Below are 26,441 nucleotides of genomic sequence, written 5' to 3'. Positions count from 1 at the left end.
AAGGACTCCTTATTCAGCGGCCAAATTCAATAAATATTGACCGTATTGATTTTTTTTCAATGGCTGTGCAAGGGCCAGCAATTGTTCCTTATCGATGTAGCCCATACGGTAAGCAATTTCTTCCAAACAAGCCACTTTTAAGTTCTGACGTTTTTCAATTGTTTCGATAAAGGTAGATGCTTCAAGCAATGATTCATGTGTTCCTGTATCAAGCCAAGCAAATCCGCGTCCCATAAGTTCTACGGATAGTTTTCCTTTATCCAAATATGCTTTATTGACATCCGTAATCTCTAGTTCTCCACGTTCTGAAGGTTTGATACCTTTAGCGATCGAAATTACCTCATTGTCATAAAAATAAAGGCCAGTTACAGCGTAATTTGATTTTGGCTGAGCAGGCTTTTCTTCAATCGACAAAGCTTGCATATTCTCATCAAATTCTACTACACCAAAGCGTTCTGGATCATTGACATGATAGCCAAATACTGTCGCGCCTGTATCTTTTGAAGCTGCTCGTTGCAACATTTTAGACAGACCGCCACCATAGTAAATATTGTCCCCTAATACCAAGCAGACACTATCATCTCCAATAAATTTTTCTCCAATGATAAACGCTTGTGCCAATCCATCTGGACTTTCTTGTACTGCATATTCGATCTGCAGTCCTAAATCATTTCCGTTTCCAAATAATTCCTTGAAACGTGGTGTATCTTGTGGCGTTGAAATAATCAGAATTTCTTTGATTCCCGCCAACATCAGAGTAGACATTGGATAATAAATCATTGGTTTGTCATAAATCGGCATCAATTGTTTCGATGTTGCCTTTGTTAAAGGGTACAGACGTGTTCCGCTGCCCCCAGCAAGAATGATTCCCTTCATGGATATATGCTCTCCTTTTTGATTTCAAATTTCACTTTGTTATTATCTCATCAATTGTTATATTTGTCATGGAAATATTAAGGATTTAAACATCTTTTATCAACGTTTAAACCATTTTCGTTTGATCAACGCCGTAATCAGATGAACACGCCAAGAAATTTTTTGCCGTAATTTAGAATGTGTTTCAATCTCACTCGCGTTTAAATCATGTCTTCGGTACAGAGTTAACGGTTCTCTTAGGAACCCAGTCTTCTTTCCTCCCAGTAAACCAATCCACATATCATGCATCGGCACTTCTGACGGGATCGGCAAAATATCGGGTTTTAAAGAAGACCGGAAAGCCATACCAGCACCAATATAGTGACTTCTTATCACATTATTAAGCCATCCTTCTTTGGAATTTCGAAACGAAAAATACGAATCATGGATCTCTTGCAGCTCGCTGTCCACAATGATCAAATCAGAAACTACTACTAGCTGATCCGGATTCTGCTCAAAATAGTCAGTGATCTTTTTCACTTTTGTCTCCAACCAAACATCATCTTGGTCTGCCAAAAAGATTAGATCTCCTTTCGTCTGCTGGATCGCATAACCAAAATTAGCGATCAATCCTTGACGAGGCCCCGAAAAAAGCTGGATTCGCTTATCTTTTTCTGCGTATTCAGTTAATATATCCCATGTATCATCTACTGACCCATCATCAGAAATGACTACTTCATCTTCTGCTGAAAGCTGAGATAAAATACTATCTAACTGCTCTCTTAAATATCTGCCTCCATTAAAGGTAGCTATACAAACCGAACGCACGAATTCACACCTTCCAATTCTTAACATATGAGCGCAAAGTCATCCGCCAGATATGCCGGTTTTTGACGGTCAAGAACTGTTTAGCTGTTCTTAACAATAATTGTCGTCGGTGACTGGATAAATGCCTTTGATCATATTCATGATAAAATCGATTTTCTGCTTGTAAAATAGAACGGTATCGATTACTTGAAACTTTTTCATAGTCTAAAACCGAAAGATCATGTTCCATTCGTACAGGAAGGATCTCCACAGTTTTTTCCAACTGATCCACTTTCCAAAACAGCCAATGATCCAAAAAATCTAAAGAAAAAGCAGGATTAAACCCGCCAATCTTTTTTAGAAATTTGACAGACCAGGCAACACCTGAATTGATTGCCATGATTCGTTCAGCTGTTGGGCCTTCAACTTCTACTGCTTGAGCTGTACGATTGATATAACGATCTGAATATAGGGGAGAAACTTGTCGGCTCCCAGAAAAAATCATCGGAACTGCAGCAGCACATTCATCTGTAAAGGTTACTTTACGCAATAGTTCAAAATAATCGTCGACTAGCCTCGTATCCTGATCCAGAGTGACGAGACAACGTGTTCCTTCATCTGCTTGAGACAACGCAAAATTATAAGCCACCGCTAAACCAGGATTTTGCGGATCATGATGGTAAACGATATTTTCTTTTTCAAACATCTCATTTTGCTGCCTTTGAGGACTATTATCGTAAATAATAAGCTGAATTTGCTTTTCGATAAGTGCTTTGCTTAATGGTCCATAAGCTGGAGATTGACTGAATAGTTGCTGATAAAGCACAACGACTACTAATATTTCTGGTTTCATCAGAAAAAACGCCACCCCCACTTATTGAAAAATTTCATCATAGAAGTCAAAAACACGCGAAACAGTTTTGCATTTCGATGCGCACCCTTCCCGTAAAAATGGATAACTGCATAAAAGGGTGTGTACAATAACTTGTAACCTGCTTTTTCAAAACTCAAACACAAGTCGTTGTCTTCAAAGTACATGAAGAAACGCTCATCAAACCCCTTTATCTCTTTAAATTTATCAATATCAGCTACCATAAAACTACCTGAGATCATCCGTACATAACTATTAGCATCAGTAGGCAATCCTCGGCATTCAAACACAGCCAGTCGTTTGTCAAACTTTTTTTTGACCCATTTGAAAGGCACAAAGCGCAAAACGTAATCAAAAACAGCCAGCTGCTCACGTATGAGGTGCTGAGTTGTTCCATCTTCATTAAGAATCTTAGGTGCTAACATCGCACATTCCGGATGTTCTTTCAATAACAAGACCAATGCTGTAACTGTCTCTTCATCCACTAAAATATCTGGGTTACAAATAATGCCATAGCGAGAATCGCTAGCTATCAGATTGTGATTATGTCCATAACCAAATCCGGAATTTTCATCATGAAAATAGATATCGATGTAGGGATATTTCCTATACTCTGTTAGTCTTTTTTTGTACTCGGGAAGTGAATTGTTGTCAAAAATTCGGATTTTTATTGCTGTTTCATCTTTTACAGTTGAAATAAAATTATCTAGTGTCCGAAAAATTTTATCACTGTTTGCCGTCACAATACTAATAAGGATCGGCTGGTTTAATTTGTTATTCATCTATATGACGGTTCCATTTCTTCAAATATTTCTGTTTTACTTGCGTACGGTACTCTTTATTCCCTAAAAATCGCAATGTTTTTAAAATAAACTGATGTTTCTCATTGATCAGACCAATCAATTCAAATAATAAAATTGCAGCAAACAACATGGCAATAATCAATATGATCGTTCCGATTCTTCCAGTATAATTCATGACCATAGCTGTGAAAGAAAACATCAAAGCCATCGCATAAATCGTCAGGACAGCACCTTTATGAGTAAAGCCTAAACTGATTAGTCGGTGATGAAGATGTTTTTTATCTGCTGTAGAAAAAGAAACACGGTTTGCTTTTCTCCTAATGATAGCAAAAAACGTGTCTGTTACCGGCACTCCCATGACGATCAGCAAAGAAATCGATGAAACAAAAGTCACGTTCTTCAGCCCTTGTAGTGAAAGGACGGCCATCATAAACCCTAGGAATAGAGCTCCTGTATCGCCTAAATAAATCTTTGCCGGATAAAAATTGTAAGGAAAAAAACCGATAATACTTGCTACAAGACAGAAAATAACAACTGGAATATACACTGTAGAAGCATGAAGAAAAAAATATCCAATGATTCCTATCGTAATTAAACCGATCAATGAAATCCCTGCCGCCAGCCCATCCAAACCGTCAATCAGATTGACCGCATTCGTGATACCGAAGATCCAAAAAATCGTTACGGGAAAACTAAGCCAGCCTAGTTGGATATATCCAATAAAAGGAAGCGTGAAGGAATCAATACGTATATCTGCTACAAAATAAATAATAAGAGAAGCAATCAAGATCCCTATACTTTTTTGTTTAGGTGTCAGCTCATATTTATCATCGAGCACTCCTGTGACTATGATTACTAAAGAAGCAATCAAGATCGGTACAATATACGATTGAGGGATAATTTTACGGAATAAGAATAAAGTCGATATAACAAATGAAATAAAGATAGGCAGTCCGCCCGCTGAAGGCATTGGAACTTTATTTATTCTTCTTTCATTTGGTTTGTCGACCATACCTGTTTGTACTGAAATGATTTTGAATACAGGTGTTAATATCAGTGATAATAAAATTGTCAGAAAAAATCTTATAACCATACTAAAAGAAACAAGCATATGGGCACCTACTTTAATTAAGAGTCATAATTATTATAAATTACTGATATAAATTTACAATAAGAACTCTTGTTTCTACTTTTTTTTATGAGAAAATTTAGTTTTCAATTTATTGAACCATTTTCGGCTTGGATCTCGACGTTTTTTGATTTGATGACCCGTCACGTATTCTTGAACAACTGCATTGATGATTCCGCCCAAAATGATGATCGTAGCAGCAAAATTAAGCCAAAGCATGAGTACAATAAAACTTCCTATGATCTGGTAACCGCTAATCCTCGTTGCAAAATACCTAGCATAGATACTAAACACTTGTGATAACAGCATCCAGCCGACAGTAGCGAAGATCGTGCCCGGAATGATCGTCTTCAACTTCAACTGAGCATTAGGGACAATTAAATAAATCAAGAACATGATGACAAATAAAGCTACCAATGTGATTGGCCACTTCAAAGTTTGGAACTGATCGATAAAGTTCACGGGTATTTGTACGATTGGCTGAATAGCATCCAAAATCAGCTGTCCCAACCCAAGAACGATAGTTACCCCACTAATAGCAATCATGAACAAGACAATGACAATTAGTGAGAAGAAACGGACGATCAAAAAATTTTTTCTATTTTCTACGCCATACGCTTTATTCATCGCAATTTGCAAAGCATTGATACTTTGACTTGCAGACCATAAAGCCGCTAATGCAGAAACGGATAACAAGCCTCCTGAACTTTGTGTCAAAAGGTCTTTGATTGCAGGACCGATAAACTGGTAAACGGTCTCAGGAATCACTTCTCGTAAATAGGTCAGTACAGTCTCTTGATCGATGTGGAGAAACGGTAAAATATTACCAAAAGCAATAATCAATGGAAATAAAGACAAGAGTAAATAATAAGCAACGACGACAGAGGTCGTACTCATTTCTGAATCAGTGATGCGCTTTTGAGTCGTCTCAATAAAGCGCATCAGATTTTCATTTTGTTTTATTTTGTTCCAAACTTTCATGTACCTCTCCCGTACCTATTGACTGGCTAGATCAATAAGTGCCTTCTTCTCCTTGTGATGTCAAGATTCTTGGACCATCTTTAGTAATAGCCAATGTATGTTCATATTGGCAAGAAAGTCCGCCATCTCTTGTATAAGCAGTCCAGCCGTTAGGATCCATTTTCATTTTCCAAGTTCCGGTATTAACCATAGGTTCGATCGTGATAACCATGCCTTCTTTCAACCGCAACCCTTTTCCAGCTTCTCCGTAATGAGGAACTGCTGGTTCTTCATGAATCGTAGGACCAACGCCATGACCAATAAAATCACGAACGATCGCTAGATTTTCGCCTTCTACATAAGTTTGGATAGCATGACCGATGTCACCAATCCGATTCCCCACTTGTGCTTGCTCAATACCGATGTACAAAGCTTTCTTCGTTACTTCCATCAATCGGTCGATCTCAGGTGTAGATTCTCCAACTACATAGGCCCAACAAGAATCAGAAATGCCGCCTTTCAAATCGATACACATATCGACTTTTACCAAATCACCGCTTTTCAAAGGTTTTTTACGAGGGAATCCATGACAAATTTCATCATTTATACTGATACAAGTCGCATATTCATATCCTTCAAAGCCAATTTGCGCAGCGATTCCGCCATGACTCTCGATATAGTTTCTGACAAATACCTCAATATCCCAACTTGTGATCCCTGGTTTTATAAAATCACGCAGATTTTTATGTACATCTGCCAATAAAGCTCCAGATTCTGCCATCATTTCAATTTCACGTGCTGATTTTAAAGTAATCATATTTTCGTCTCCTTTTTACAAATCCCTCTCATTTTAACATAGCGGCATACATTTAGCCAAATGACATTTCCCAGTTGTCTCTAGGTTTTATTTTCTTTTCAATGATGTTTTGGTATAATTCATAATTGTTAAATAATTATAAACGAGGAGGCACATCATGGCTTTAGCAAAAATCGTATATGCTAGCATGACAGGAAACACTGAAGAAATCGCCGATATTGTTGCAGAAGCATTTGAAAATCTGGATATCGAAGTCGAAATCAACGAATGTACCCAAGTAGATGCAGATGAATTCGAGGAGGCAGATATTTGCGTAGTAGCTACTTATACATACGATGATGGTGATTTGCCTGATGAGATCGTAGACTTTTATGAAGACTTGCAAGAATTGGATCTATCGGGGAAAATATACGGCGTCTGCGGATCTGGTGATACTTTTTACGATGAATTCTGCAAATCGGTGGATGATTTCGATACTGCTTTTGCAAAAACAGGTGCATCAAAAGGAGCCGAAAATGTTAAAGTGGATCTGAATGCTGAAGAAGAAGATATCGAAAATTTAGAAGCTTTCGCTAAAGAACTAGTCGCAAAAATTTAATATACTTGCAATAAAAGAGCCATCCAGATTTATTCAATCTGTACGGCTCTTTTATTCATTGCATTCATGGAAGAGTTCTTCGGGAGTTAAAAATGCATACGCTGTAAGAAAAACGAACTTTTCCTTATTTTGAAAAATCTCTTGTTATCTACTGATTTGTGGAACTTTTGAGCCTATTCAATCGATTTCGATTGGTTCTTTGAAATTCAAGATAGCATCTATACTGTCTTGGATCATCTTTTCAATCTGTTCATCAGTTGGATGGATGATGCTTGAAGACATCAAAGCTGCGATCCCAGTAGCTATGATCCATGTCCCATTATACAAAGATTCGATCTGCTCTTCTGAAAGATTCACATAAGCTGGATCGCGTTTCACTGTATTCACAAAGTAAGTATAAGAAAAATTCTGCATCTCTTTTCCTCCACCATATTCTTCTAAGTACAGTGAACGATACAACTTCTTCTCTCTTCTTGCAAAATGGATATAATTAAAAGCAAGATCGACAATCGTATTCCCTGTATGCTCAACAGTGAACACTTCATATTGTAAATGATCATAGATCTGCTCAAAAAGAGCTTGTCTCAAGTCATCCATATTTTTAAACTCAAGATAAATCGGTTGCGTGGAACAATTCATTTTGTTCGCGATGTTTCTCGCAGTAAATCGTGTAAATCCATCGGTGGCAGCTACTTCATAAGCAGCTGCCAAAATCTGTTCTCTAGTAATCGTCTTTTTCCTTTCCATATTTTTTTAATCTCCTTAATTTTTTTATAACGCTTCCATCATTGATTAATTTCATTGTAACATGTTTTTTTTGATATGCAAAATTAGTTTTTAATTTTCTTCACAAGCTGAAATAGCAAGTAGTAACATATATCATGAAACTTAACCTTAAAAAAATAACCTCCTTTTTTTATTTAAAGCCTCATTGTTTGAATCATAATTAAATGGTATCATGCTAATAGTTACCAAAAAAAATGGTGAGGAGGAATTTTTATTATGTTATCTGATTTTAATGAACTTCTAAAAAAATATGCACGCTTAATCGCAGAAACTGGCGTAGCTACAGAAAAAGGACACACAGTTGTTTTACAGATCAGCGTGGAACAGGCCCCCCTTGCTCGATTGATCACACAAGAAGCTTATAAACTAGGAGCCGCTGAGGTTATCGTTCAATGGACTGACGACCAGATCCAAAGAGAATTTCTTTTACATGCTGCAACGGATCGTATTGAGAATGTACCACAATCTAAAATCGATCAAGCGGATGAATGGCTTGAAAAAGGAGCAAGCAGGATCAGTGTTGTTTCTGCCGATCCCGATGCATTTGCCGGTGTAGATAGCCATCGAGTAGCGTCTTATCAATCAGCGGCTGGCAAAGCACTAATGAATTTACGCAAGGCAACTCAAGCAAATAAAGTCAGTTGGACTGTCGTGGCTGCGGCTGGTAAACAATGGGCAGCAAAAGTCTTCCCAGAACTGCCAGAAGAAAAACAAGTTGAGGCATTATGGGATCAGATTTTCAAAACGACTCGTGTCTATGAAGAAGACCCTGTCTTAGCATGGAAGAAGCATGATGAAAAATTAGCAAAAAAAGCAGAAGAATTGAATCGAGAACAATTTTCTGCCCTGCACTATACTGCTCCCGGTACAGATATCATTATCGGATTGCCTAAAAACCATCTTTGGGAAGGCGCTGGAAGCTATAATGCTCGTGGAGAAAAATTCATGGCAAATATGCCGACGGAAGAAGTGTTCACAGCACCTGACAGTCATCGAGTAGATGGTTACATTTCAAGTACAAAGCCACTGAGTTATGCTGGCACCATCATCTCGGGTATGAAATTTACTTTTAAAGATGGAAAAGTCGTTGATTTTTCTGCCGAACAAGGAGAAGATGTCTTAGCAAAACTGCTTGATACAGATGAAGGTGCGCGTCGTTTAGGAGAAGTCGCACTTGTACCTGACCCTTCACCTATTTCTCAATCTGGCATCATCTTTTTCAATACATTATTTGATGAAAACGCATCGAATCACTTAGCACTAGGTTCTGCTTATGCCTTCAGTGTGAAAGGCGGTACAGAAATGTCCGATGAAGAATTAGCAGAAGCTGGATTGAATAGAAGTCAAACCCACGTAGATTTCATGGTAGGATCTGACAAGATGGATATCGACGGAATCCGTGAAGATGGCTCTACAGTACCGATTTTCCGAAATGGCGATTGGGCTTGAGTATACTTTCGCACACATGCAAAAAATAATATAAAGCATAGAATAAAGGATCTAAGCTATTGGCTTAGATCCTTTATTTCGCTAAACAACCCCACCGTTTTTTTATATGGTACTTTGAAAAGGAAAGTTGTAAGTATTAACCCATCAGCTATTACTAAAAATAATAAAAAGTCATCTCCAGTTCATTCCCATTGGCTTTACGTAAAGCTTCAAGTTATACCGCTAGAGTTAAGAACGATATATCTTTCGTTGGATAGGACTGGTATAAGCCAATCGAAATCGTTTAATTCGAATCTGTTGAAGTATGAAAATCAACTACACGTCGACCTATTAAGTTTTTCTTTAGTAATCAATTTTTGCCTATTTTCTCTTCGACTGTTTATTGATGGACTAAGACATACGCATGCATCTATTTTACTTTATCAAGGAGTAAATATACTTAGCGTATCGAAACGTTTAGGCCATAGCAGTTTAGAAACTACAATGTCTACTTATCTTCATATTGTTCGAGAACTTGAAGATCAGGATAAAGAAAAAATCAATGCTGTGTTCGATAGTTTATATAAAAATGATAACTAGTTCGGCACATTTTTGGCACAAATACAAAATAACCCCCTGTACCGCAAAGGATACAGGGATTATTTGTACGTTCCTGACTGGAATTGAACCAGCGACCTATCGCTTAGGAGGCGATTGCTCTATCCTACTGAGCTACAGGAACAATTTCAATAAATCAATTGTAGCTTGTTTGTTTTTTACTTGCAAGCTTATCTGCTAAAAAAATCAGCTTATAAGTTAGGCAAAACGTTTCCACTAGTCCTTAACAGATGATAAACTAGAGGTAGAATGAAATAATGTAGGGAGGTTCTTTCCAATGAATGATAAGCCAAAAGAAAAAGTATACGCAGAACGCTTAGATTCATCTAAAAAAAATCGGGAAAAGATTACGAAAGAAGCAATCCAAGACCACAAAAAAGAAAACCCTAAAACAAAAGAAAACAAAAAATTCAAATTTACGAAAAAAGAGGATTTACTTTAACATTTTCCTTCAAATGCCAAATGAAAAACAAAAGGGTGGTGACAAAAATATTGTCATCACCCGTTTTTTATCAAAAATAGTCATTAAGAATTGGCTGTTGCTGTGGCAAGATTGAGCTTAACGTTTCTTCATATTCTTTTGTCACCTGTATTCTTTCTTGGAATACCAACTCTTCCACTTTACGATACCCTAATAATAGCTGCGTGATATGTTGGATACTTCCTCGAACGATTGGGAGTTTTGTTTGTTCTACTTTTGAGAGATGATTTTTTCCATTTTCGATTGTTACTTCCACGATTCCTTCATTCCATTTCGCATAATGATCTTCTTCTATTTGTAGGGCAAATGCAGCTTGTCTCTTTTTAAATGGATAATTTTCCAAAAACAAAGAAATATCTACGATCCTCGCCATCATATAAGGTGTGATCATTACAGAAGCAAATGGATTTTCTAATAGATAATTTTGATCATTACCGCCGTAGCCGCATGAATATTCAAATGTTTCAAAAGCACCATTGTGAGAACTTACGAAGCGAACAAGGCTGCAAAAAGCATCATGATCCAAAAATCCCCACTCCGCAATAATAAAGGAAGACGTTGCAAGCTGATAAACGATATATCCCGTTGCTTCCTCATTATCATCAAAATGCAAAGCAAACTGGTAATTGCCTTTTTGCTTGAATTTATACGTATACCACCAGTCTTCGCGCTTCAGACCAGCTCGTTGGTTTTCCGGCATCTGTTCATAAATTCTTCTGATTGCAGCTTTTGCATCTTCAAAATCCATACGCTTTATTTTTCCAGATTTTTTTTTGATAAACGGCACATCACGACTGTTTAGTTGATAACTGATTTTATCAAATGATTGTTCATAGCCATAGCGCCGATAGAAGGGATAGGAGAATGGCGCCAGATAAGATAAGCTTACTTTACGATCACGGCAATCTTCAAGGATCTTTTCCATGATCTGATTGATCCCGCCTTGTCCCCTTGCTTCTGGATAAGAAGCAACATAGCCAATGCCGGCCATTAGGTACTCTTGTCCGTAAAAATTCACTGGAAAAGGGGTTGCCATGACTTGACTTGTTAGCCGATCCTCCTCATCAAAAAATCCGTAATTCCAAGAATTCTCCGCAAGTGTACGAAAACGTTCTCGCCTTTCAGGTGTATCTGCCCCATTAAATGCATAAGTGGCTAAATCAAACATTTCCTCAATCGAAGATACACCTAGCTCTCTTACTTTGTTTGTCATTTTGCTGCCCCTTCCTACAAAAAAGCTAGTGAGGATTCACAGGAAAGACCTATCTTCCTATGAAAAATTCCTTCTAGCTTACTTCATTTTTCAATAACTAAATAGTACCATGTTTCATTGATTTAATACGTTGCTTCGATCATATCTAGCATTTTTTTGAAACGTCTCCGTTTAAAATACATCAAGATTGTTCCTAAAAGCATATCATTCAACTTTTGAAGCATGCCATAAGACTCCATTTTTTCTGTGTAATGGACCTCACAGGTAGAATCATCCAATGGTTTGATTTGATAATGAACGACGAATTCATTCTTCGTTGTCGATGTACGAAACTTATAAGACTGGTTTTCAATGACTTCTTCGATTTTTATGCGAGCCCGGTTATTTTGCGAAAATTGTTTGACGTACTCCAAATTTTTCAGCTGTTTTCTAGTTACTGATTTGCCGGACGCTTTACGTACATCGAAAAGGACAGAGTCCATAACTTTATCGTAAAAAAACGATGCTGGAATATTTAATTTTTTCGTGATTTCCATTAGTTATTTTTCTCCTTTGCTTCTTCTCTTTTTTTCCCCTTCATGAAGAAATAGATTCCTAATCCTGTCAGAAAAAGACCTGTGACCATACTATACAAATCATACCTTTGCGAATGTGGATTCAAACTATACAACACGATCAAAGAACCAATACTACATAAAAATAAACCGTTTTTTATCATCTCAACCATCCTATCTTTTTAAACCATTTTCTAAACAGCTGTTGATTGAAAATAAAGGATTGTTCCCCAAGGCTGTGCTTTGATCAGTTCCTTTGCTTTTTTAGCCGCAACTTCCGGATCTTCTGCACTTGTTTCAAAGAACAGCTTGATTCCTTGTTTTTCTTTAAATGTAAAAGTCATTCCTTCTTCATTGTATCCTTCTAACAATTCTTTGATTTCATCTTGTTGCATTGCACTGGCAATTGTAATCATTTCAGTTCCTCCTCGAAAATTCATTATGAGGAACGAAACTTAAAGCGTTCCGCTCCTCACGTTCATCTTATTGTTGTTCTCCTGCGGCAGGGTCCATTTTGTTTGCAGAGATGACAAATGGCGCCCAAATCAAGAAAGTCACGACCATACATACTAATGTTACGATCGGTGCCCGCCAATCCGCACCTGTTGCTAAGAATGACAATAAGAACGGCGGTACTACCCATGTGACTTGCTGCGATACCGGAGCGACTAGGCCAAGATAAGTAGCTGTCCATCCAATTGCTGTTGCTACTACTGGAGCAATCAAGAATGGGATAAACATGATTGCATTCAATACGATTGGCAGACCAAACATCACTGGTTCGTTGATATTGAAGATACCAGGCCCAATGGATAATTTAGCTACTGTTAGATAATCTGCACGTTTAGAGAAAATCAAGATAGCTATCAGTAAGACGATCGTTCCGCCTGATCCGCCAAACCATGCAAAAGCATCGAACGATCCGCGGACCCACATATAAGCTTTTCCATCTTCGATTGCATCTAACACGGCTGGTGTACCAGTTTTTCCGTTATAACCTTTTTGGAAAATATCAATATTGATTAGTTGTGCTTGTCCCCAGATTCCCTCTAGCACTGGTGCCAATACATTTGGTCCATGAATACCAAAGAACCAGAATACTTGAACAAATACTGTGACGATCAATACTGCTCCCAACCCTTGAGATAATCCTAGGAATGGTTCTGCAATATATTTTTGCACCAAATCAATGATCAGTTGCCCATCAGCTACACGACCTACGATATAATTGATAATAGCAATGACGTATAAAGCGATCGTCGCTGGTAAAATGGCTGCAAATGCTTTAGATACTGCTGGTGGTACTGAATCAGGCATTTTGATCGTAATGTTGGCAAGCATCAATTTACAAAAAATAATGACTGAAATAGCTCCCATGATCATAACTGTAAAATAAGCGTTTCCATTCAAATGATCTAGTTTTAGCCAACCCCATAATCCAACTGACAGTGTGCCATCTGCAATCGTTGCACCAATCTCAGAACTATTAATTGCATCTGCGACATTTGAAGGAACATTCACATCTAATGCTGCTGATAATGCTGGACCAAAGGAAATACCTTGAATCAAGGTAGCTAAACCAACGATCCCCCCAGCTAGATCATTTACTCCATAAGCTCGGGCAAGATTATACCCCCAAGAAAAGGCAAAGATCAATCCGGCGATTGCTAGTGTACCGTTCCAGACAAAACCATTGATTCCGATGATGACATTCAATACGGCAAAGATTCCTTTGTCTGCTGCTAAACTGTCAGCATAGGTACTGTTAAACTGTTGCGGTAAATCACGAATAATTGCATTGATCATTACAGCGACTGATCCCGCCATTGTTGCGGGCAGTGTGCCGATAAAAGCATCACGCAAAGCAACTAAATGTTTTTGCGCTCCGATTTTTGCGGCAACCGGCAGGATGTATTTCTCCATCCAACTTGATAGTCCGTTCATTTTTTACTTCCTCCTATAAGTTTTTTATATAAAGAGAGTTCTCTTTATAACAAAATAAAAAATCCGTTCAAAAATTTTTCTTCTTCCGTTCAAAAAAGAAGTTGTATTTATTCGCTGTATACGCGACGATAAAGTTCGATGATTTCTTTTGCTAAATCAGTAAACGCAATAGATGTCATTAAGTGATCTTGACTGTGAACAGTCAATAACGTCACTTGCATATGATTTCCTTGTGCTTCTTGTGTCAACATGTCTGTTTGTGCATGATGCGCTTGTATAAGTGATTCTTCTGCATCAGCGATTTTTCTATCCGCTAACTCAAAATCACCGATTTTAGCAGCCGCAATCGCTTCCATTGCATCGCTCTTTGCATTACCACCAAACATGATTAACCCCATGATGGCTTCTAGATTTTGTTGATCTTCCACGTTGTTATACCCCCAACTGCATACTTGATTTATTTCATTAGATTTTCTGCTTGTGCAAGAACTTTTTCTCCGTTCATCATGCCATAGTCTTGCATATTGATGACATCTAATGGAATACCTTTAGGCGCAAGTTTTTGTTCAAATTGAGCTTTCATGAAACGTACTTGAGGACCTAATAATAATACATCGACATTCTTAGATTCTAAATTATTATCTGCATCTGAGGCAGAGACCGCAAAAATATCGGCTTCCATCCCTTTTTCTTCTGCTGCTTTTTGCATTTTTGTGACCAATAAACTCGTACTCATCCCTGCTGAACAAACTAACATGATTGTTTTTTTTGCCATTTTTAACACTCCTTTTATTTTTTTACACTTTTATATAACGCAAGAAGCATGCCAATAAAAAAAAGAGCTGAAATAGCGTTTTCATGCTTTTTAGCTCTTTTTTATAGTGCGCACACAGATGTTTAGTGTGTAAACAGTATGATTAGTGTGTTCATTTTTTTATTTTATTTTCAAGAAACATTTGTGTAAGAAATGCGATATCATCTTCTGGAATTTTTACCTGATATTTTCGTTCTAGTGCCATCAAGTTTGCCCGAACGATATCCATTTCCAAACGATAAATTTTTGAGAAAATAGACAGTTTCTCAAATTGCCGATGGCTTTCTTGTTTGATCAATCCGTCTAACATGAAGGCTAAATGGATAACGATTCCAGTATCTACTCCAGGTTCCACGATAATCGACAAATCGGTCTGGATCTGCTGAACTGTCTTTTGCAATGAACGGATCAGTTCATCAATAGAAAAGACATCGCTTAATGATCCAGAAAGTGAATCGACAATTTTAGCTGTCGGGATCTCATCATCAGCTATACGCTTTAAAATATTTAGTTTTTCATCATCAAAAACGTCATAGGCTGAAAAAAATGGGATATTTTGATAATCAACATCAACTGTTCCCGCAATTGCTTTGATCTCATATTCTTCCAATAAGGCATCGATGTGTTTTTTGAATGATTCACGTTCTAAAAACTGCATCTGGATCAGTTCTACCTTATTTTGATTAATCACTGGCATAATACGCTGATATAATTTGGCAGCTACTCCTTCACCAGTAAAGCATGTCACGATTACGGCTTTTTTACGCTGTAAAGTTTCAGATTTTTCCGCTTTGAACTGATCACGTACGATCGATTCAAAGGAAAGCTGGATATTTTGATAGATGTCTTCTAAGCTTCTTCCAACACTTGCCATCCGTATCGCTTCTATCACAATCATGGTACTTGTCATCGTGATAGCTTTCGTCCGAATGCCAGTCTCTTCATAAATCAAATCACTGAAGGTGTTTAATGATCCCATATCTGTTAACAAGAGTAGGCCATTCGTCAAATGCTCTTGATAGTTTTTGACATATTGTAACACTTCTTCATACATTGTTTGAACTTCCATAACCAGTGGCATATTAAAAGCTTTCCCTACTTTTGTTCCTAATAGTTCTTGCGCCATCTCCAACATACTTGAAGCAGTCTGTCTGCCGTGCATCAATACGAGAACATCTACTTTGTTTTCTTTAACAGGCTCACTTTCTCCTAGATTGATAGAAAGAAACATACTAATAAAGCCGATTTCATCAAAAGGAATCTCAACTTGTTCTTCTTCTTCAATGATCGTTGAAAGATCGATTGCTACTTGAAATTCCTTCTTAAAATTTTTCCGTACGTTATTCAAATCTGGGTGGACGATCATATGACCTTCTCTCACACGATCCAATGTACTTTGCAGATGCAAAGCAAAAGCAAAACGAGCTTTTTCATTATAAATACGGTCTAACCGTTTTTCAGCCACATCATACAATTGATTGGTTAACCGCCAGATTTCATCTGGCAAAAGATCTTTGGGAATCGAACTTTTAGTCAATTCTTTGACATATGTCTGGAAATAAGCATCCACATCTTTTGAAATGAGGGTCTCTAGATCAATGTTCTCCACACCGGTTTCGGAAAGAGAAGTGACTTTTTCCTCAATATCGTTATAGACCTGCATGTTTCGTTCTGGATCTTGTGACCAGACAACATCAGCAAATCCTGGTTCAAATGTCAAATACTGACTTTTGCTGTCCATGAATCGGTCGAGACGTTCCGGTATTTCCTTGATTTTCAGTAATCCTTTTTGTACTTGAAGGGAAAGTTCTTCTTTTCGAATGATTAGCTTTTTCTCATGATGAGTACGGTAATGTAAAAAAGATTTTGCACAGACTAGTTTCAAGTCTCGTTTCACTTGACCGATATTTCCTTCCGCATCATAAAGCATGAAGGCAAGAATCGCTTCTTTTTCGATATCGATACGTTGATTCAAACGATTCGCTTCTTGTTTGATAAAAAGAGAGATGATTTCATAACGCTCATCCAGTGAACGTGAAGCAAGATTCGGCAAGGTGATTGCCATAGGAATCCGTCGATTGAACGTAGATAAGAAACTTTCTGAAGATTCAGTCGTCGCCCCAATGATCTGAACAGATGCTTCATGTACTTGTGCACTTTCTCCAAGCGGACGGTAAATACCTTTATCAATGAAAGTAAACAGCATTTCCTGCCCTTCCGGCGGTAAACGGTGGATCTCATCTAAAAACAATATACCGCCGTCTGCTTTGGCTATTAGACCGGGACTATCTTGAGCTGCTCCTGTGTAAGCCCCTTTTTTGATCCCAAAGATGTGTCCAAAGAGCAGTTGCGGATTTTGAGCATAATCCGCACAATTGAAAGAAACAAATGGCGCATCTGCAGAAAGCATCTCTGAATCGATTGCAAAATGATACATACATTCAGCAAACATCGACTTCCCTGTACCAGTTTCTCCAAAAACAATCGTATGCAGCCCCCGCGGTGGATAAAGAATCGCAGCTTTTGCCTGCTGTATGCTGACTTTTAAAGAATCATTTTCTCCAACGAGTGTTTCAAAAGTCACTTGCGTAGAAGAGTCGACATGCACTTCATCAGATTTTGACTTTTCCGTTGGCAAAGAGTAAACGACTGGTCGGCCAGCGGTTTTTACAATATGATGGGCCTTGTATAGTTCACTTAAATATCGGCTTGCATTGCTTCGATCGATAGTTAAGCGCTCAGCTACATCACTTGCTGTCAATCCTTGTTGGTTTTCTGTCAATAGCTGCAAGATCTCTTCTTGACGTTCTTTCACATAACCCCTCCTCTGGCAACCAATTTTGTTCCCGTTTTCATAATCATAGCATAAAAAGGCGCTTATTTGCGCCTTGCTCCTTTATTTCTCTCTTTTTTTGATTTATTTTTAACTTTTTTTCTTATTTTTTCTTTGTTATATTCTGGGTTCTGCTCCTTTCCAGAAAAAGTTTTAGCACACTTTTTATTTACTGCAGGAGCTGCATCTTCTTTGGTTGGCTGCTCAGTTTGCAGCTTACCTCCGTATAAAAAAATCTCTTCAAGTGTTATATTTGATGGACGTAAAAGCCGTTTTAAATCTCTTAGATTATTATCTTGTACGAGTGTAATTACTATTCCTTCATTACCCATTCGACCAGTTCTTCCCGAACGATGCAAATAAGCTTCTTCACTTAACGGAACTTCTGCATTCACTACATAAGGAAGACCTGTAATATCTAAACCTCTAGCCGCCACATCTGTGGTCAAAAGTGCTCTGACCATTTTCTTTTTGAATTGTTCTAGCGCTGCTTTTCGGAGTAGCTTGTTCTGATCAGAGGCCAGACTTCCTACCGGTACACCTCTATACAGCAATTTTTCTTCCATTACGCCTAATTCAGTCAGTTGATTAAAGAAAATCAGACCATGAAAATCTTCTATATGCGTGAGACGTCTCAAGTAGTCATCTTTCTTTCGTATCGGTACACGTAAAAAGTAATGTCTCAGTCCTTTTCGAGAATCGTCCTCTGCTGTCACGTCAATTGTCTCAAACGTTTTCCCAGTGATTTTTTCAATGCTTTCAAGGGAACGATCTGCTGTCGCTGAAAAAAAAGCTAGCTGATACTCTGTTGGAGCTTGATGAAGAATTTGATCAATGATTTGGCTATTCCCAGCGTCAAATAGCTGGTCTGCTTCATCAAATACCATTGTTTTCACTTGATGTGCTTTTATTTTTTTTGCTTTCATCAATTCCAATATTCTTCCTGGTGTACCAATCAAGATTTCTGGTTTTTTCTTCAAACCCTCAATCTGACGTTTGACGTTGGCTCCGCCCACCAAAGATTGGACTTTCAACTCTTTGTCTTTTCCCCATTCACGTGCAACATCTGCTACTTGAATAGCTAGTTCTTGAGAAGAAGCAAAAATGACCAACGCACTTGCTTCACCTGGTTCCAAGTTTAGTAGTAGAGGCCAAAGATAAGCCAGTGTTTTACCTGAACCTGTAGGAGAAACCGCTACTATACTTTGTCTATTACTTAGTGGCTGAAAAACTGCTCGTTGAATAAGAGAAGGTGAGACAAACCCTTTATCCTCATATTTTTTCTGCCAATTTTCGGGAAATACTTGTACAAATTCGTTCATTAAAAATCGTCCTCATTATCTGCATCGAATTTGATGCCGCCATTTTTTCTTAAATCATAAATCACTTGGTTCACATTTCTAGCTAGCTCGATCCACTCTTCATACAACAATCCCCAAGCTGGATCTTTCGGATGAGTCATGACATTGGCAAAATCCTCTGCTTCATCTGCCATTGGATTTTCTGCAGCTGTTACCGCTAAATCAATGATTTCTTTGTGCGCGCGATCATGAAATTGTGCTTGTTCAATTGCATTGACTCCATTCATCACTAGCGTGCCTGAGTCAAAATAAATCTCTGACGGTAAATAAGAATCACCGATTTTACCTGGCTGGATCGATACATCAAAATTCTCATAACGTAAGATCCCCCATCCAAGACCATCTACACCAGTAGAAATCTTTCTTGGGAAATAATGGACTTCTTTTGGCATTCCAAACCAAGCAACAGCTGCATATACAAGGTAAACACCTAAATCCATCAATGCGCCACCTGAGAAATGAGTCGAGAAGATATTCGGTTCTTCTCCATCTAATACTTGGTCATAGCGCGAAGAATATTTCATATAGCTGAAATTTGCACCGATTATCTCGTCTTTTAATGGTAAGTAATCGGCAATCTTTTTAAAACCTGATTCATGGATATTTCTTGCTGCTTCAAAAAAATACACATTGTGTTCATTTGCCAAATGGATGATTTCATCCATTTCTTTTGGCGTCGAAAAAGCTGGCTTTTCAACTATCACATTTTTTCCTGCCAAAATTGCTTGCTTAGCTTGACTAAAGTGAAGACTATTCGGAGAAGCAATATAAATGGTGTCCATATGAGTAATATTGAAAAAAGTCTTCAAATCTGTTGCAAATTCGATATCCCCTTCATAATGAGAACCAAATTCCTGTGCTTTTTCCAAATGTCTAGAATATACCGCTGTCAATTCATATTTTTTTGTGCTTAAAGCTGCTTGGACAAATTGATGAGTAATCCAATTTGTTCCGATAATACCTAAGTTGATCATTATTTTACCTTCTTTCTATTGTATAGGATCTTCAAAAGGGATATCTACATCAAATGGAATGGCCTGCTTGACAGTTACCTCATCTGCCGATACTTGACAATTATAGGCGAGGATTTGAACTCCGCTTTGCTGCGCATGTCGAACCATATCAGCTAGTGCTGGTTGCATTTCTTCATGGATCGTTGCCAGATGAAGATGTTCGAATTGAGCAATAAACAAGACATAAGCGGCATAACCATCTTGTGCGGCATACGTTAATTCTCCTATATGTTTCAATCCTCTGAGTGTGGGCGCATCAGGAAAAGCACCAATCGCTTTATTTTCAAGTGTCATACCTTTGACTTCAACAAATGCTTTTTGTCCGACCACCGTCTCTAAATAAATATCAAATTTGGAGTGAAGATAAGTTACTTCACGCTTGTAGACCGTAAATGGACCAGTTAATCCTGGTAAAAGGATCGTGCCGTCTAAAATACCATCAATTGCCAGCCGATTAGGCAATTGACTATCGATATTAAACCAGTCACCCTTCTTTTTTACAGCAATCAGATCATAGGCGGTTTTCCGTTTAGGTCCAGGAGCAAATACAATAGCCACTTCAGCGCCTGGTATCAGGACCTCTTTTCCTCTACCTGTATTTTTGACATGCGCAATAATTATTTCTCCGTCTTTTTTCATACAATGTGCTATAAACCGATTCGGGCGGTCAATAAAAAAAGCTATTTCCACTTGCTGATACTTCAAATTATGTCACCTTTCTTCCTACTATGTATCCTATCATAATTTGTAGAAAAACAGTAAAAAAACCAGTCGAAAGTCTTAGAGAAATTTTAGCTTTTATTCGGTACAATAAAATAAAGAAGAAAGAATGTTTCTATACGATTATTTTCTCATAAAGGAGTGATTTGGTGATAAAAAAAATGATCTATTTTCTTGGTTCACTCATTACCGTTTTCTCAAGTTTTATTTACTTGAAAAAGAAAAAACAAGCGGAAAAGTCAGAAGGACTCTCAAAGTATCAAGGTACATGGTTCTTTAGTGATAGCCAGCAAAAACAACAATTACAGATTACATCTGATTACACGTTTTTGATCAACGGTCAGTCTCTTGGCACATCTGTGGTAGAAATAGATGAATATCGTTTAGTCGTACGTGATCAGTATGGTTTTTATCTTATCTTTTCTTATCCCGAACAAACTCTTTATGACGAATCTGCAGACACTTCATATAAGTTGTTATCTGAAAAATAGATCCCTCCCAATGTATATATATATCCTTTATAAACGAAAGAATGAGTCTTCTCTATCATCTTTCGTTTTTTGTTGTAAAAACGTCTAAAAATCCTTTGTTTTTTATTTAGAAAAATAGTCAATTAACGTTTTTTTTGTTACACTTACTAATGATGGTTTTTTTACCATGAAAGGATGATCGAATATGACACCAAATCGAGAAGATTATTTGAAAATCATTTTAGAACTAGGTGGAGATACAACGAAAGTCAACAATAAACAAATCGTATCTAGTCTAGATGTCTCAGCTGCATCTGTCAGTGAAATGATTTCTAAACTTGTGAAAGAAGAGCTTGTAGAACATTCCCCTTATCAAGGTGTACAATTGACTGCAAGCGGACTGCAAAAAGCTAGCAGTCTGATTCGCAAACATCGCTTATGGGAAGTTTTTTTAGTTGAACATTTAGACTATAGCTGGAATGAAGTCCATGATGATGCTGAAGTATTGGAACATGTGACTTCGGAACATCTTGCAGATCATTTAGAAAACTATTTGAATCATCCTGAACATTGTCCTCATGGAGGATCGATTCCTAAAAAAGAGGAAGTTGTCCATGAAGAACGCCGACAAACATTGGAGTCCTATCCTGTCGGTACAAAAGTGCGTATCGCACGAGTGCTTGATGAAAAAGAATTGTTGGATTACTTAGTCACTATTGACCTGAATATCAACGAAGAATATGAGATCGTTGACATCGCAGCTTATGAAGGACCGATCACTATCCAAAATGATAGAAAGAAAATCCCCGTCAGCTTCAAGGCGGCCAGCACGATTTTTGTCGATAAAATATAAAGGAGTGTATCCACATGTCTAATGAAAAAAATGTATTGTTTACGATATTCGGCGGTACAGGTGACCTAGCCCAGCGTAAATTGTACCCGTCTTTGTTCCGCCTTTACAGAAAAGGAAATTTAGGCGAGCATTTTGCTGTAATCGGAACCGCTCGCCGTCCCTGGAGCGATGAGCACTACCGTGAAGTTATCAAAGAAACAATCCGCGCATTGAATCCTTCAGATGAAGAAGCAACTACCTTTGCAAGCCATTTTTACTATCAATCCCATGATGTAAATGATTCAACGCATTATCAGACATTAAAAGAATTGTCTGACCGATTAGATGGACACTATCAATTAAACGGTAATCGTGTCTATTATTTGGCTATGGCACCTCAATTTTTTGGAACGATCGTTTCTCATTTGAAATCACAAAATATTATGACAAAAAATGGCTTCAATCGTTTGATCATAGAAAAACCGTTCGGTTCTGATTACCAGTCTGCTTTTGAATTGAACCAGCAAATCAGAGAAGTATTCCCAGAACAAGATATTTTTAGGATTGATCATTATTTAGGAAAAGAAATGATCCAAAACATCTCAGCTATCCGTTTTGCCAATAATATTTTTGAGGCTCAATGGAACAATCGCTATATCGACAATATCCAAATTACTTTTGGCGAAAACCTCGGTGTAGAAGATCGCGGGGGCTACTACGATCATAGTGGCGCACTTAAAGACATGGTGCAAAATCATATTTTACAGGTTGTAGCATTACTTGCAATGGAACCGCCAGTAGCATTTTCCGAAAAAGAAATCCGTACAGAAAAGATCAAAGCATTGAAAGCTATCCGCATTTATAACGAAGAAGAAGTGTTAGAAAACTTCGTTCGCGGGCAATATGCTCAAGGTGAATTGGATGGTGTACAATTCAAGGGCTATCGCGAAGAAGACAAAGTGGATGCTCAATCAGAGACTGAAACATTCGTCGCAGGCAAATTCACTATCGACAACTTCCGTTGGTCAGGTGTTCCTTTCTATGTACGTACAGGCAAACGTTTGACTGAAAAAGGGACTCGGATCAACATCGTATTCAAACAAGTTCCTGTTAATGTATTCAAAACATCTGTCGATGAACCATGTGACGATACGACACTTCCACCTAATGTTCTAACGATCTATATTCAGCCAACTGAAGGATTTTCTTTATCCTTGAATGGGAAAGAAGTAGGGCAAGGATTTGAAACGGAACCAATCAAATTGGAATTTAGAAATAGTGCAGAAATGGTTGAAAATAGCCCAGAAGCTTACGAAAAATTACTATTAGATGCGTTGAATGGTGATGGAACGAACTTCTCTCATTGGGAAGAAGTCGCTCAATCTTGGCATATCGTGGATGTCATTCGAAAAGCTTGGGACCAAACACAACCGGATTTTCCCAACTACAAAGCTGGATCAATGGGACCTAAAGCAGCTTTCGAACTACTTGAAAAAGACGGATTCGAATGGATCTGGCAACCAGATAACTGGTATCGTGAACGTGGAAAATTAAACGATTGATAACAAAAGGGGGTGTGACAAAGAACATGTCACACCCCCTTTTCCCTTTTACTTTTCTTCGAATCCTTCAGCTACAGCTTCGGGATAGAAGTCTTCAACGATTTTTGCACAACGACCGCATAGATGAGGAAGTTTTTCATCTACTCCTACATCTTTACGAACTTGGCGACAGCGATCGCAAGTTTCCCCGTCTGCTTTTTCCACTGTAATAGCAACATCATCAAATACCATAGCGTTATCTGGCACTTGTTCATCTGCTGCCATAACTTCAAAGTAGTCTGGTGAAACGATCAATAATTGTGCAATATCTGCATCCAAAGCTTTTAACATTTCACGAACTTGTTGTTTTGGATAAACAGTTAGTTTTGCTTCCAAAGATTTACCAATCAATTTGCTGTTTCTTGCTTCTTCCAATGCTTTTAAGACATTATCACGGAAGTCCATGAAAGCAGTCCAGGTATCCATCAATTCTTCTTGGTTTGCAAACTCTTCATAACCAGGAAACTCGCTTAACTGAACGTACTCCTCTTCTTCTTTCAGGAATGACCAGATTTCTTCTGCTGTATGCGGAATGATAGGAGTCAATAATTTTGTCAAAGCTACAGCTGTTTGATAGAAAACAGTTTGCATGCAACGACGTTGATAATCATCTTCTGCTTCAATATAAACTACATCTTTAGCAAAATCCAGGTAGAATGACGATAGATCAACCGTCAAGAAGTTCATAACTGTACGGTAAATATGCATGAAGTTATATTTGTCGTACCCTTCTTCTCGGATTTCTTTGATTACTTGGTTCAATCGAACGGTCATATATTTGTCTACAGAACGTAAATCATTGTACGAAACAGTATCTTTTTTAGGATCGAAATCTTCTGTATTCGCTAATAAGAAACGCATCGTATTTCTGATTTTACGATATACTTCTGCCACTTGACTTAAGATATCCATAGAAACACGAACATCTGCTTCATAATCTACACTAGATACCCATAAGCGAAGGATATCTGCACCAAATTGTTTGATCACTTTTTCTGGTGCAATGATGTTTCCTAAAGATTTACTCATCTTACGGCCTTCACCATCTAAAGCAAATCCTTGAGAAATAACTGATTTGTATGGTGCTACACCATTGATAGCCACACTAGTCGTGATACTTGAGTTGAACCAGCCACGATATTGGTCTGATCCTTCTAAATACATATCTGCTGGGAATGATAATTCTGGTCGCTGACGTAAAACAGCTTCATGAGAAGAACCAGAATCAAACCAGACATCCATGATATCTTTTTCTTTTGTAAATTCGCCATTAGGAGAACCTGGGTGGGTAAATCCTTCAGGAAGAAGTTCTTTCGCTTCTTTTTCAAACCAGATAATTGATCCATGTTCAGCAAATAATTTTGCCACATGTTCGATTGTTTCTGGTGTGATGATTGCTTCTCCATTTTCAGCATAGAAAATCGGAAGTGGTACTCCCCATGCACGCTGACGGGAAATTACCCAATCGCCGCGGTCACGGATCATATTATACAAACGTGTTTTACCCCATGGGATAACCCACTCTACTTTTTCTACTTCATCCAAAATATTCTGACGGAATTTATCGATAGATGCAAACCATTGTGGAGTTGCCCGATAGATCACAGGCTTTTTCGTCCGCCAATCGTGAGGATAACTATGAGTAAAGAAATCTAGCTTCAGCAAAGCTCCTTTTTCTTTTAATAGATCAGTGATCATAGGATTTGCTTTGTCATAAAAGATTCCTTCAAATCCAGGTGCTTCTTCTGTAAACAATCCTTTTGAGTCTACAGGTGACACTACAGATAGTTTATATTTGCTACCAGCGATATAGTCATCTTCCCCATGTCCTGGAGCAGTATGGACTAATCCAGTACCAGCGTCTAAAGTAACATGATCGCCTAAAATCACAAGTGATTCACGTTCATAGAATGGATGACTTGCAGTCATATATTCCATTTCTTGTCCAGCAAATTCTTTTAGAACTGTTACATTTTCCCAACCGATTTCTGATTGGACTGTTTCTAGCAAATCTTTCGCTACGACAAACTTACGGCCATCGGCTTCCACCAATACATACGTAAATTTTGGATTTACAGCAATACCTTGGTTTGCTGGCAATGTCCATGGTGTTGTCGTCCAAATGACAAAAGCTGTATCTTCATCAAGAATATCTTTGCCGTCTTTGACATTGAAAGCTACAAAAATAGATGGAGATTTTACATCTTTATATTCAATTTCAGCTTCCGCTAAAGAAGACTCACTTGACGGAGACCAGTAAATTGGTTTCAATCCTTTGTAAATATAGCCTTTTTCAGCCATTTTACCAAATACGCGTACTTGTGCAGCTTCATAAGAAGGATCTAATGTAACATAAGGATGTTCCCAATCTCCTGCAACTCCTAGGCGTTTGAAATCTGCTCGTTGCTTATCTACTTGGGAAAGTGCATATTCACGACATTTTTCCAAGTATTCTGCCATGGACATTTCTTTACGTTTCACGCCTTTATTAGCCAATACTTGTTCAATCGGCAATCCATGTGTATCCCATCCTGGAACATATGGTGCACGATAGCCAGACATTGATTTTGAACGAATGATAATGTCTTTACTGATTTTATTCAATGAATGTCCTAAATGGATATTACCATTGGCATATGGAGGTCCATCATGAAGAACAAAGCTAGGTTTTCCTTCGTTCAACTCTTGTCTTTTTTGGTAGATTCGATTTTCTTCCCATTCTTTTTGCCACTCGCCTTCTCGGTTTGGCAAATTACCACGCATAGGGAATTTTGTTTTTCCTAATTGCAAGGTTTCTTTCATTTTCATTCAACCATACACTCCTTTATTTATTTTCCGGACACAAAAAAGCATGTTCAGCCGCAAGGGACGAACATGCCGTGGTACCACCCAAATTTAGTTGCATCTATCTAGTGCAAACTCTCTGTGACCAA

26 protein-coding genes, 1 tRNA gene and 1 pseudogene are annotated in these 26,441 nt (G+C 38.0%); 7 read left to right on the top strand and 21 right to left on the bottom strand.

All coding sequences use genetic code 11. The features are described from left to right. Positions 1-9: 9 nt before the first annotated feature. From rfbA to map, 7 genes are all read right to left on the bottom strand, one after another. Entirely contained in the window at positions 10-876 is an 867-nt protein-coding gene (gene rfbA, locus OS138_RS06770) for a glucose-1-phosphate thymidylyltransferase RfbA (protein WP_104884958.1), read from the bottom strand. Positions 877-975: 99 nt separating this feature from the next. Further along, entirely contained in the window at positions 976-1,683 is a 708-nt protein-coding gene (locus tag OS138_RS06765; protein WP_002286451.1) for a glycosyltransferase family 2 protein, read from the bottom strand. Positions 1,684-1,687: 4 nt separating this feature from the next. Next, positions 1,688-2,515: a glycosyltransferase gene (locus tag OS138_RS06760; protein WP_325069874.1), complete on the bottom strand. Its 828-nt coding sequence runs from the start codon at positions 2,513-2,515 to the stop codon at positions 1,688-1,690. After that, positions 2,515-3,315 carry a glycosyltransferase gene (locus tag OS138_RS06755; RefSeq protein ID WP_104884956.1) on the bottom strand — a complete coding sequence of 267 codons (801 nt, stop codon included), beginning with the start codon at positions 3,313-3,315 and terminating at the stop codon, positions 2,515-2,517. Before OS138_RS06755 ends, OS138_RS06760 begins: the two co-directional genes overlap by 1 nt. Further along, positions 3,308-4,447, bottom strand: coding sequence for an MraY family glycosyltransferase (locus OS138_RS06750; RefSeq protein WP_002286457.1), 1,140 nt, complete (start codon positions 4,445-4,447; stop codon positions 3,308-3,310). Before OS138_RS06750 ends, OS138_RS06755 begins: the two co-directional genes overlap by 8 nt. Before the next feature lie 75 nt (positions 4,448-4,522). After that, positions 4,523-5,446, bottom strand: a complete 924-nt coding sequence (locus OS138_RS06745) for a YihY/virulence factor BrkB family protein (RefSeq protein WP_002286461.1) — start codon at positions 5,444-5,446, stop codon at positions 4,523-4,525. Positions 5,447-5,477: 31 nt separating this feature from the next. Next, positions 5,478-6,242: a type I methionyl aminopeptidase gene (gene map / locus OS138_RS06740; protein ID WP_002292891.1), complete on the bottom strand. Its 765-nt coding sequence runs from the start codon at positions 6,240-6,242 to the stop codon at positions 5,478-5,480. 157 nt (positions 6,243-6,399) lie between these two features. Here map and OS138_RS06735 point away from each other — a divergent pair, with 157 nt between their 5' ends. Then, positions 6,400-6,840 (top strand): flavodoxin, encoded by a 441-nt coding sequence (locus OS138_RS06735; protein WP_002327156.1) that lies wholly within the window; start codon positions 6,400-6,402, stop codon positions 6,838-6,840. A 177-nt stretch (positions 6,841-7,017) separates the two neighbouring features. Here the strand turns inward: OS138_RS06735 and OS138_RS06730 are convergent, their stop codons facing one another. Next, positions 7,018-7,587, bottom strand: a complete 570-nt coding sequence (locus OS138_RS06730) for a TetR/AcrR family transcriptional regulator (protein WP_325069872.1) — start codon at positions 7,585-7,587, stop codon at positions 7,018-7,020. Positions 7,588-7,842: 255 nt separating this feature from the next. Here OS138_RS06730 and OS138_RS06725 point away from each other — a divergent pair, with 255 nt between their 5' ends. Together OS138_RS06725 and OS138_RS06720 are read left to right on the top strand one after the other, a co-directional pair. Further along, the gene (locus OS138_RS06725; protein ID WP_002297964.1) at positions 7,843-9,075 is read left to right on the top strand and encodes an aminopeptidase; all 1,233 of its coding nucleotides are present in this window, start codon (positions 7,843-7,845) and stop codon (positions 9,073-9,075) included. Positions 9,076-9,456: 381 nt separating this feature from the next. Continuing rightward, positions 9,457-9,654, top strand: a pseudogene (locus OS138_RS06720) (tyrosine-type recombinase/integrase); the annotation flags it as partial. Positions 9,655-9,722: 68 nt separating this feature from the next. Here the strand turns inward: OS138_RS06720 and OS138_RS06715 are convergent. Further along, a tRNA-Arg gene (locus tag OS138_RS06715) sits at positions 9,723-9,796 on the bottom strand. A 153-nt stretch (positions 9,797-9,949) separates the two neighbouring features. Here OS138_RS06715 and OS138_RS06710 point away from each other — a divergent pair. Further along, positions 9,950-10,114 carry a hypothetical protein gene (locus tag OS138_RS06710; protein ID WP_002286676.1) on the top strand — a complete coding sequence of 55 codons (165 nt, stop codon included), beginning with the start codon at positions 9,950-9,952 and terminating at the stop codon, positions 10,112-10,114. 70 nt (positions 10,115-10,184) lie between these two features. On the opposite strand, the gene OS138_RS06705 is transcribed toward OS138_RS06710, so the two are convergent. From OS138_RS06705 to sfsA, 11 genes are all read right to left on the bottom strand, one after another. After that, on the bottom strand, positions 10,185-11,366 hold the full coding sequence (locus OS138_RS06705; protein WP_002286589.1) for a GNAT family N-acetyltransferase: 1,182 nt from the start codon (positions 11,364-11,366) through the stop codon (positions 10,185-10,187). A 122-nt stretch (positions 11,367-11,488) separates the two neighbouring features. Next, positions 11,489-11,902 carry a DUF3284 domain-containing protein gene (locus OS138_RS06700; RefSeq protein ID WP_087626515.1) on the bottom strand — a complete coding sequence of 138 codons (414 nt, stop codon included), beginning with the start codon at positions 11,900-11,902 and terminating at the stop codon, positions 11,489-11,491. After that, a complete protein-coding gene (locus tag OS138_RS06695; RefSeq protein ID WP_002286596.1) occupies positions 11,902-12,084 on the bottom strand; it encodes a DUF3188 domain-containing protein in 183 nt (60 codons plus the stop codon). The genes OS138_RS06700 and OS138_RS06695 overlap by 1 nt, the downstream gene beginning before the upstream one ends. Before the next feature lie 30 nt (positions 12,085-12,114). Continuing rightward, positions 12,115-12,336: a hypothetical protein gene (locus tag OS138_RS06690; RefSeq protein WP_325069870.1), complete on the bottom strand. Its 222-nt coding sequence runs from the start codon at positions 12,334-12,336 to the stop codon at positions 12,115-12,117. A 67-nt stretch (positions 12,337-12,403) separates the two neighbouring features. Then, positions 12,404-13,864, bottom strand: a complete 1,461-nt coding sequence (locus OS138_RS06685; RefSeq protein ID WP_002286601.1) for a PTS sugar transporter subunit IIC — start codon at positions 13,862-13,864, stop codon at positions 12,404-12,406. A 107-nt stretch (positions 13,865-13,971) separates the two neighbouring features. Then, positions 13,972-14,292 (bottom strand): PTS lactose/cellobiose transporter subunit IIA, encoded by a 321-nt coding sequence (locus OS138_RS06680; RefSeq protein ID WP_002286604.1) that lies wholly within the window; start codon positions 14,290-14,292, stop codon positions 13,972-13,974. Between the two features lie 29 nt (positions 14,293-14,321). Then, complete coding sequence (locus OS138_RS06675) at positions 14,322-14,639, bottom strand: PTS sugar transporter subunit IIB (protein WP_002286606.1); 318 nt, start codon at positions 14,637-14,639, stop codon at positions 14,322-14,324. Between the two features lie 151 nt (positions 14,640-14,790). Then, the gene (locus OS138_RS06670) at positions 14,791-17,493 is read right to left on the bottom strand and encodes a sigma 54-interacting transcriptional regulator (RefSeq protein WP_325069868.1); all 2,703 of its coding nucleotides are present in this window, start codon (positions 17,491-17,493) and stop codon (positions 14,791-14,793) included. A 62-nt stretch (positions 17,494-17,555) separates the two neighbouring features. After that, positions 17,556-18,833 (bottom strand): DEAD/DEAH box helicase, encoded by a 1,278-nt coding sequence (locus OS138_RS06665; RefSeq protein ID WP_325069867.1) that lies wholly within the window; start codon positions 18,831-18,833, stop codon positions 17,556-17,558. Next, a complete protein-coding gene (locus OS138_RS06660; RefSeq protein ID WP_325069865.1) occupies positions 18,833-19,846 on the bottom strand; it encodes a Gfo/Idh/MocA family protein in 1,014 nt (337 codons plus the stop codon). The genes OS138_RS06665 and OS138_RS06660 overlap by 1 nt, the downstream gene beginning before the upstream one ends. A 15-nt stretch (positions 19,847-19,861) precedes the next feature. Continuing rightward, entirely contained in the window at positions 19,862-20,590 is a 729-nt protein-coding gene (gene sfsA / locus OS138_RS06655; protein WP_002286614.1) for a DNA/RNA nuclease SfsA, read from the bottom strand. Between the two features lie 164 nt (positions 20,591-20,754). Here sfsA and OS138_RS06650 point away from each other — a divergent pair, with 164 nt between their 5' ends. From OS138_RS06650 to zwf, 3 genes are all read left to right on the top strand, one after another. Next, positions 20,755-21,096 carry a DUF4828 domain-containing protein gene (locus tag OS138_RS06650; protein WP_043902469.1) on the top strand — a complete coding sequence of 114 codons (342 nt, stop codon included), beginning with the start codon at positions 20,755-20,757 and terminating at the stop codon, positions 21,094-21,096. Positions 21,097-21,280: 184 nt separating this feature from the next. After that, complete coding sequence (locus OS138_RS06645) at positions 21,281-21,928, top strand: metal-dependent transcriptional regulator (protein ID WP_002286616.1); 648 nt, start codon at positions 21,281-21,283, stop codon at positions 21,926-21,928. 14 nt (positions 21,929-21,942) lie between these two features. After that, the gene (gene zwf, locus OS138_RS06640; protein ID WP_325069864.1) at positions 21,943-23,469 is read left to right on the top strand and encodes a glucose-6-phosphate dehydrogenase; all 1,527 of its coding nucleotides are present in this window, start codon (positions 21,943-21,945) and stop codon (positions 23,467-23,469) included. 48 nt (positions 23,470-23,517) lie between these two features. On the opposite strand, the gene ileS is transcribed toward zwf, so the two are convergent. Then, complete coding sequence (gene ileS, locus OS138_RS06635; protein ID WP_002286621.1) at positions 23,518-26,316, bottom strand: isoleucine--tRNA ligase; 2,799 nt, start codon at positions 26,314-26,316, stop codon at positions 23,518-23,520. Positions 26,317-26,441: the final 125 nt, after the last annotated feature.

It is taken from the genome of Enterococcus sp. E5-37 (assembly GCF_035726925.1).
In the GTDB taxonomy this organism is placed as follows: Bacteria; Bacillota; Bacilli; order Lactobacillales; family Enterococcaceae; genus Enterococcus_B; species Enterococcus_B faecium.
Note: the sequence above shows the minus strand (reverse complement) of the source record. Positions and strands in the feature narration are given on the sequence as shown.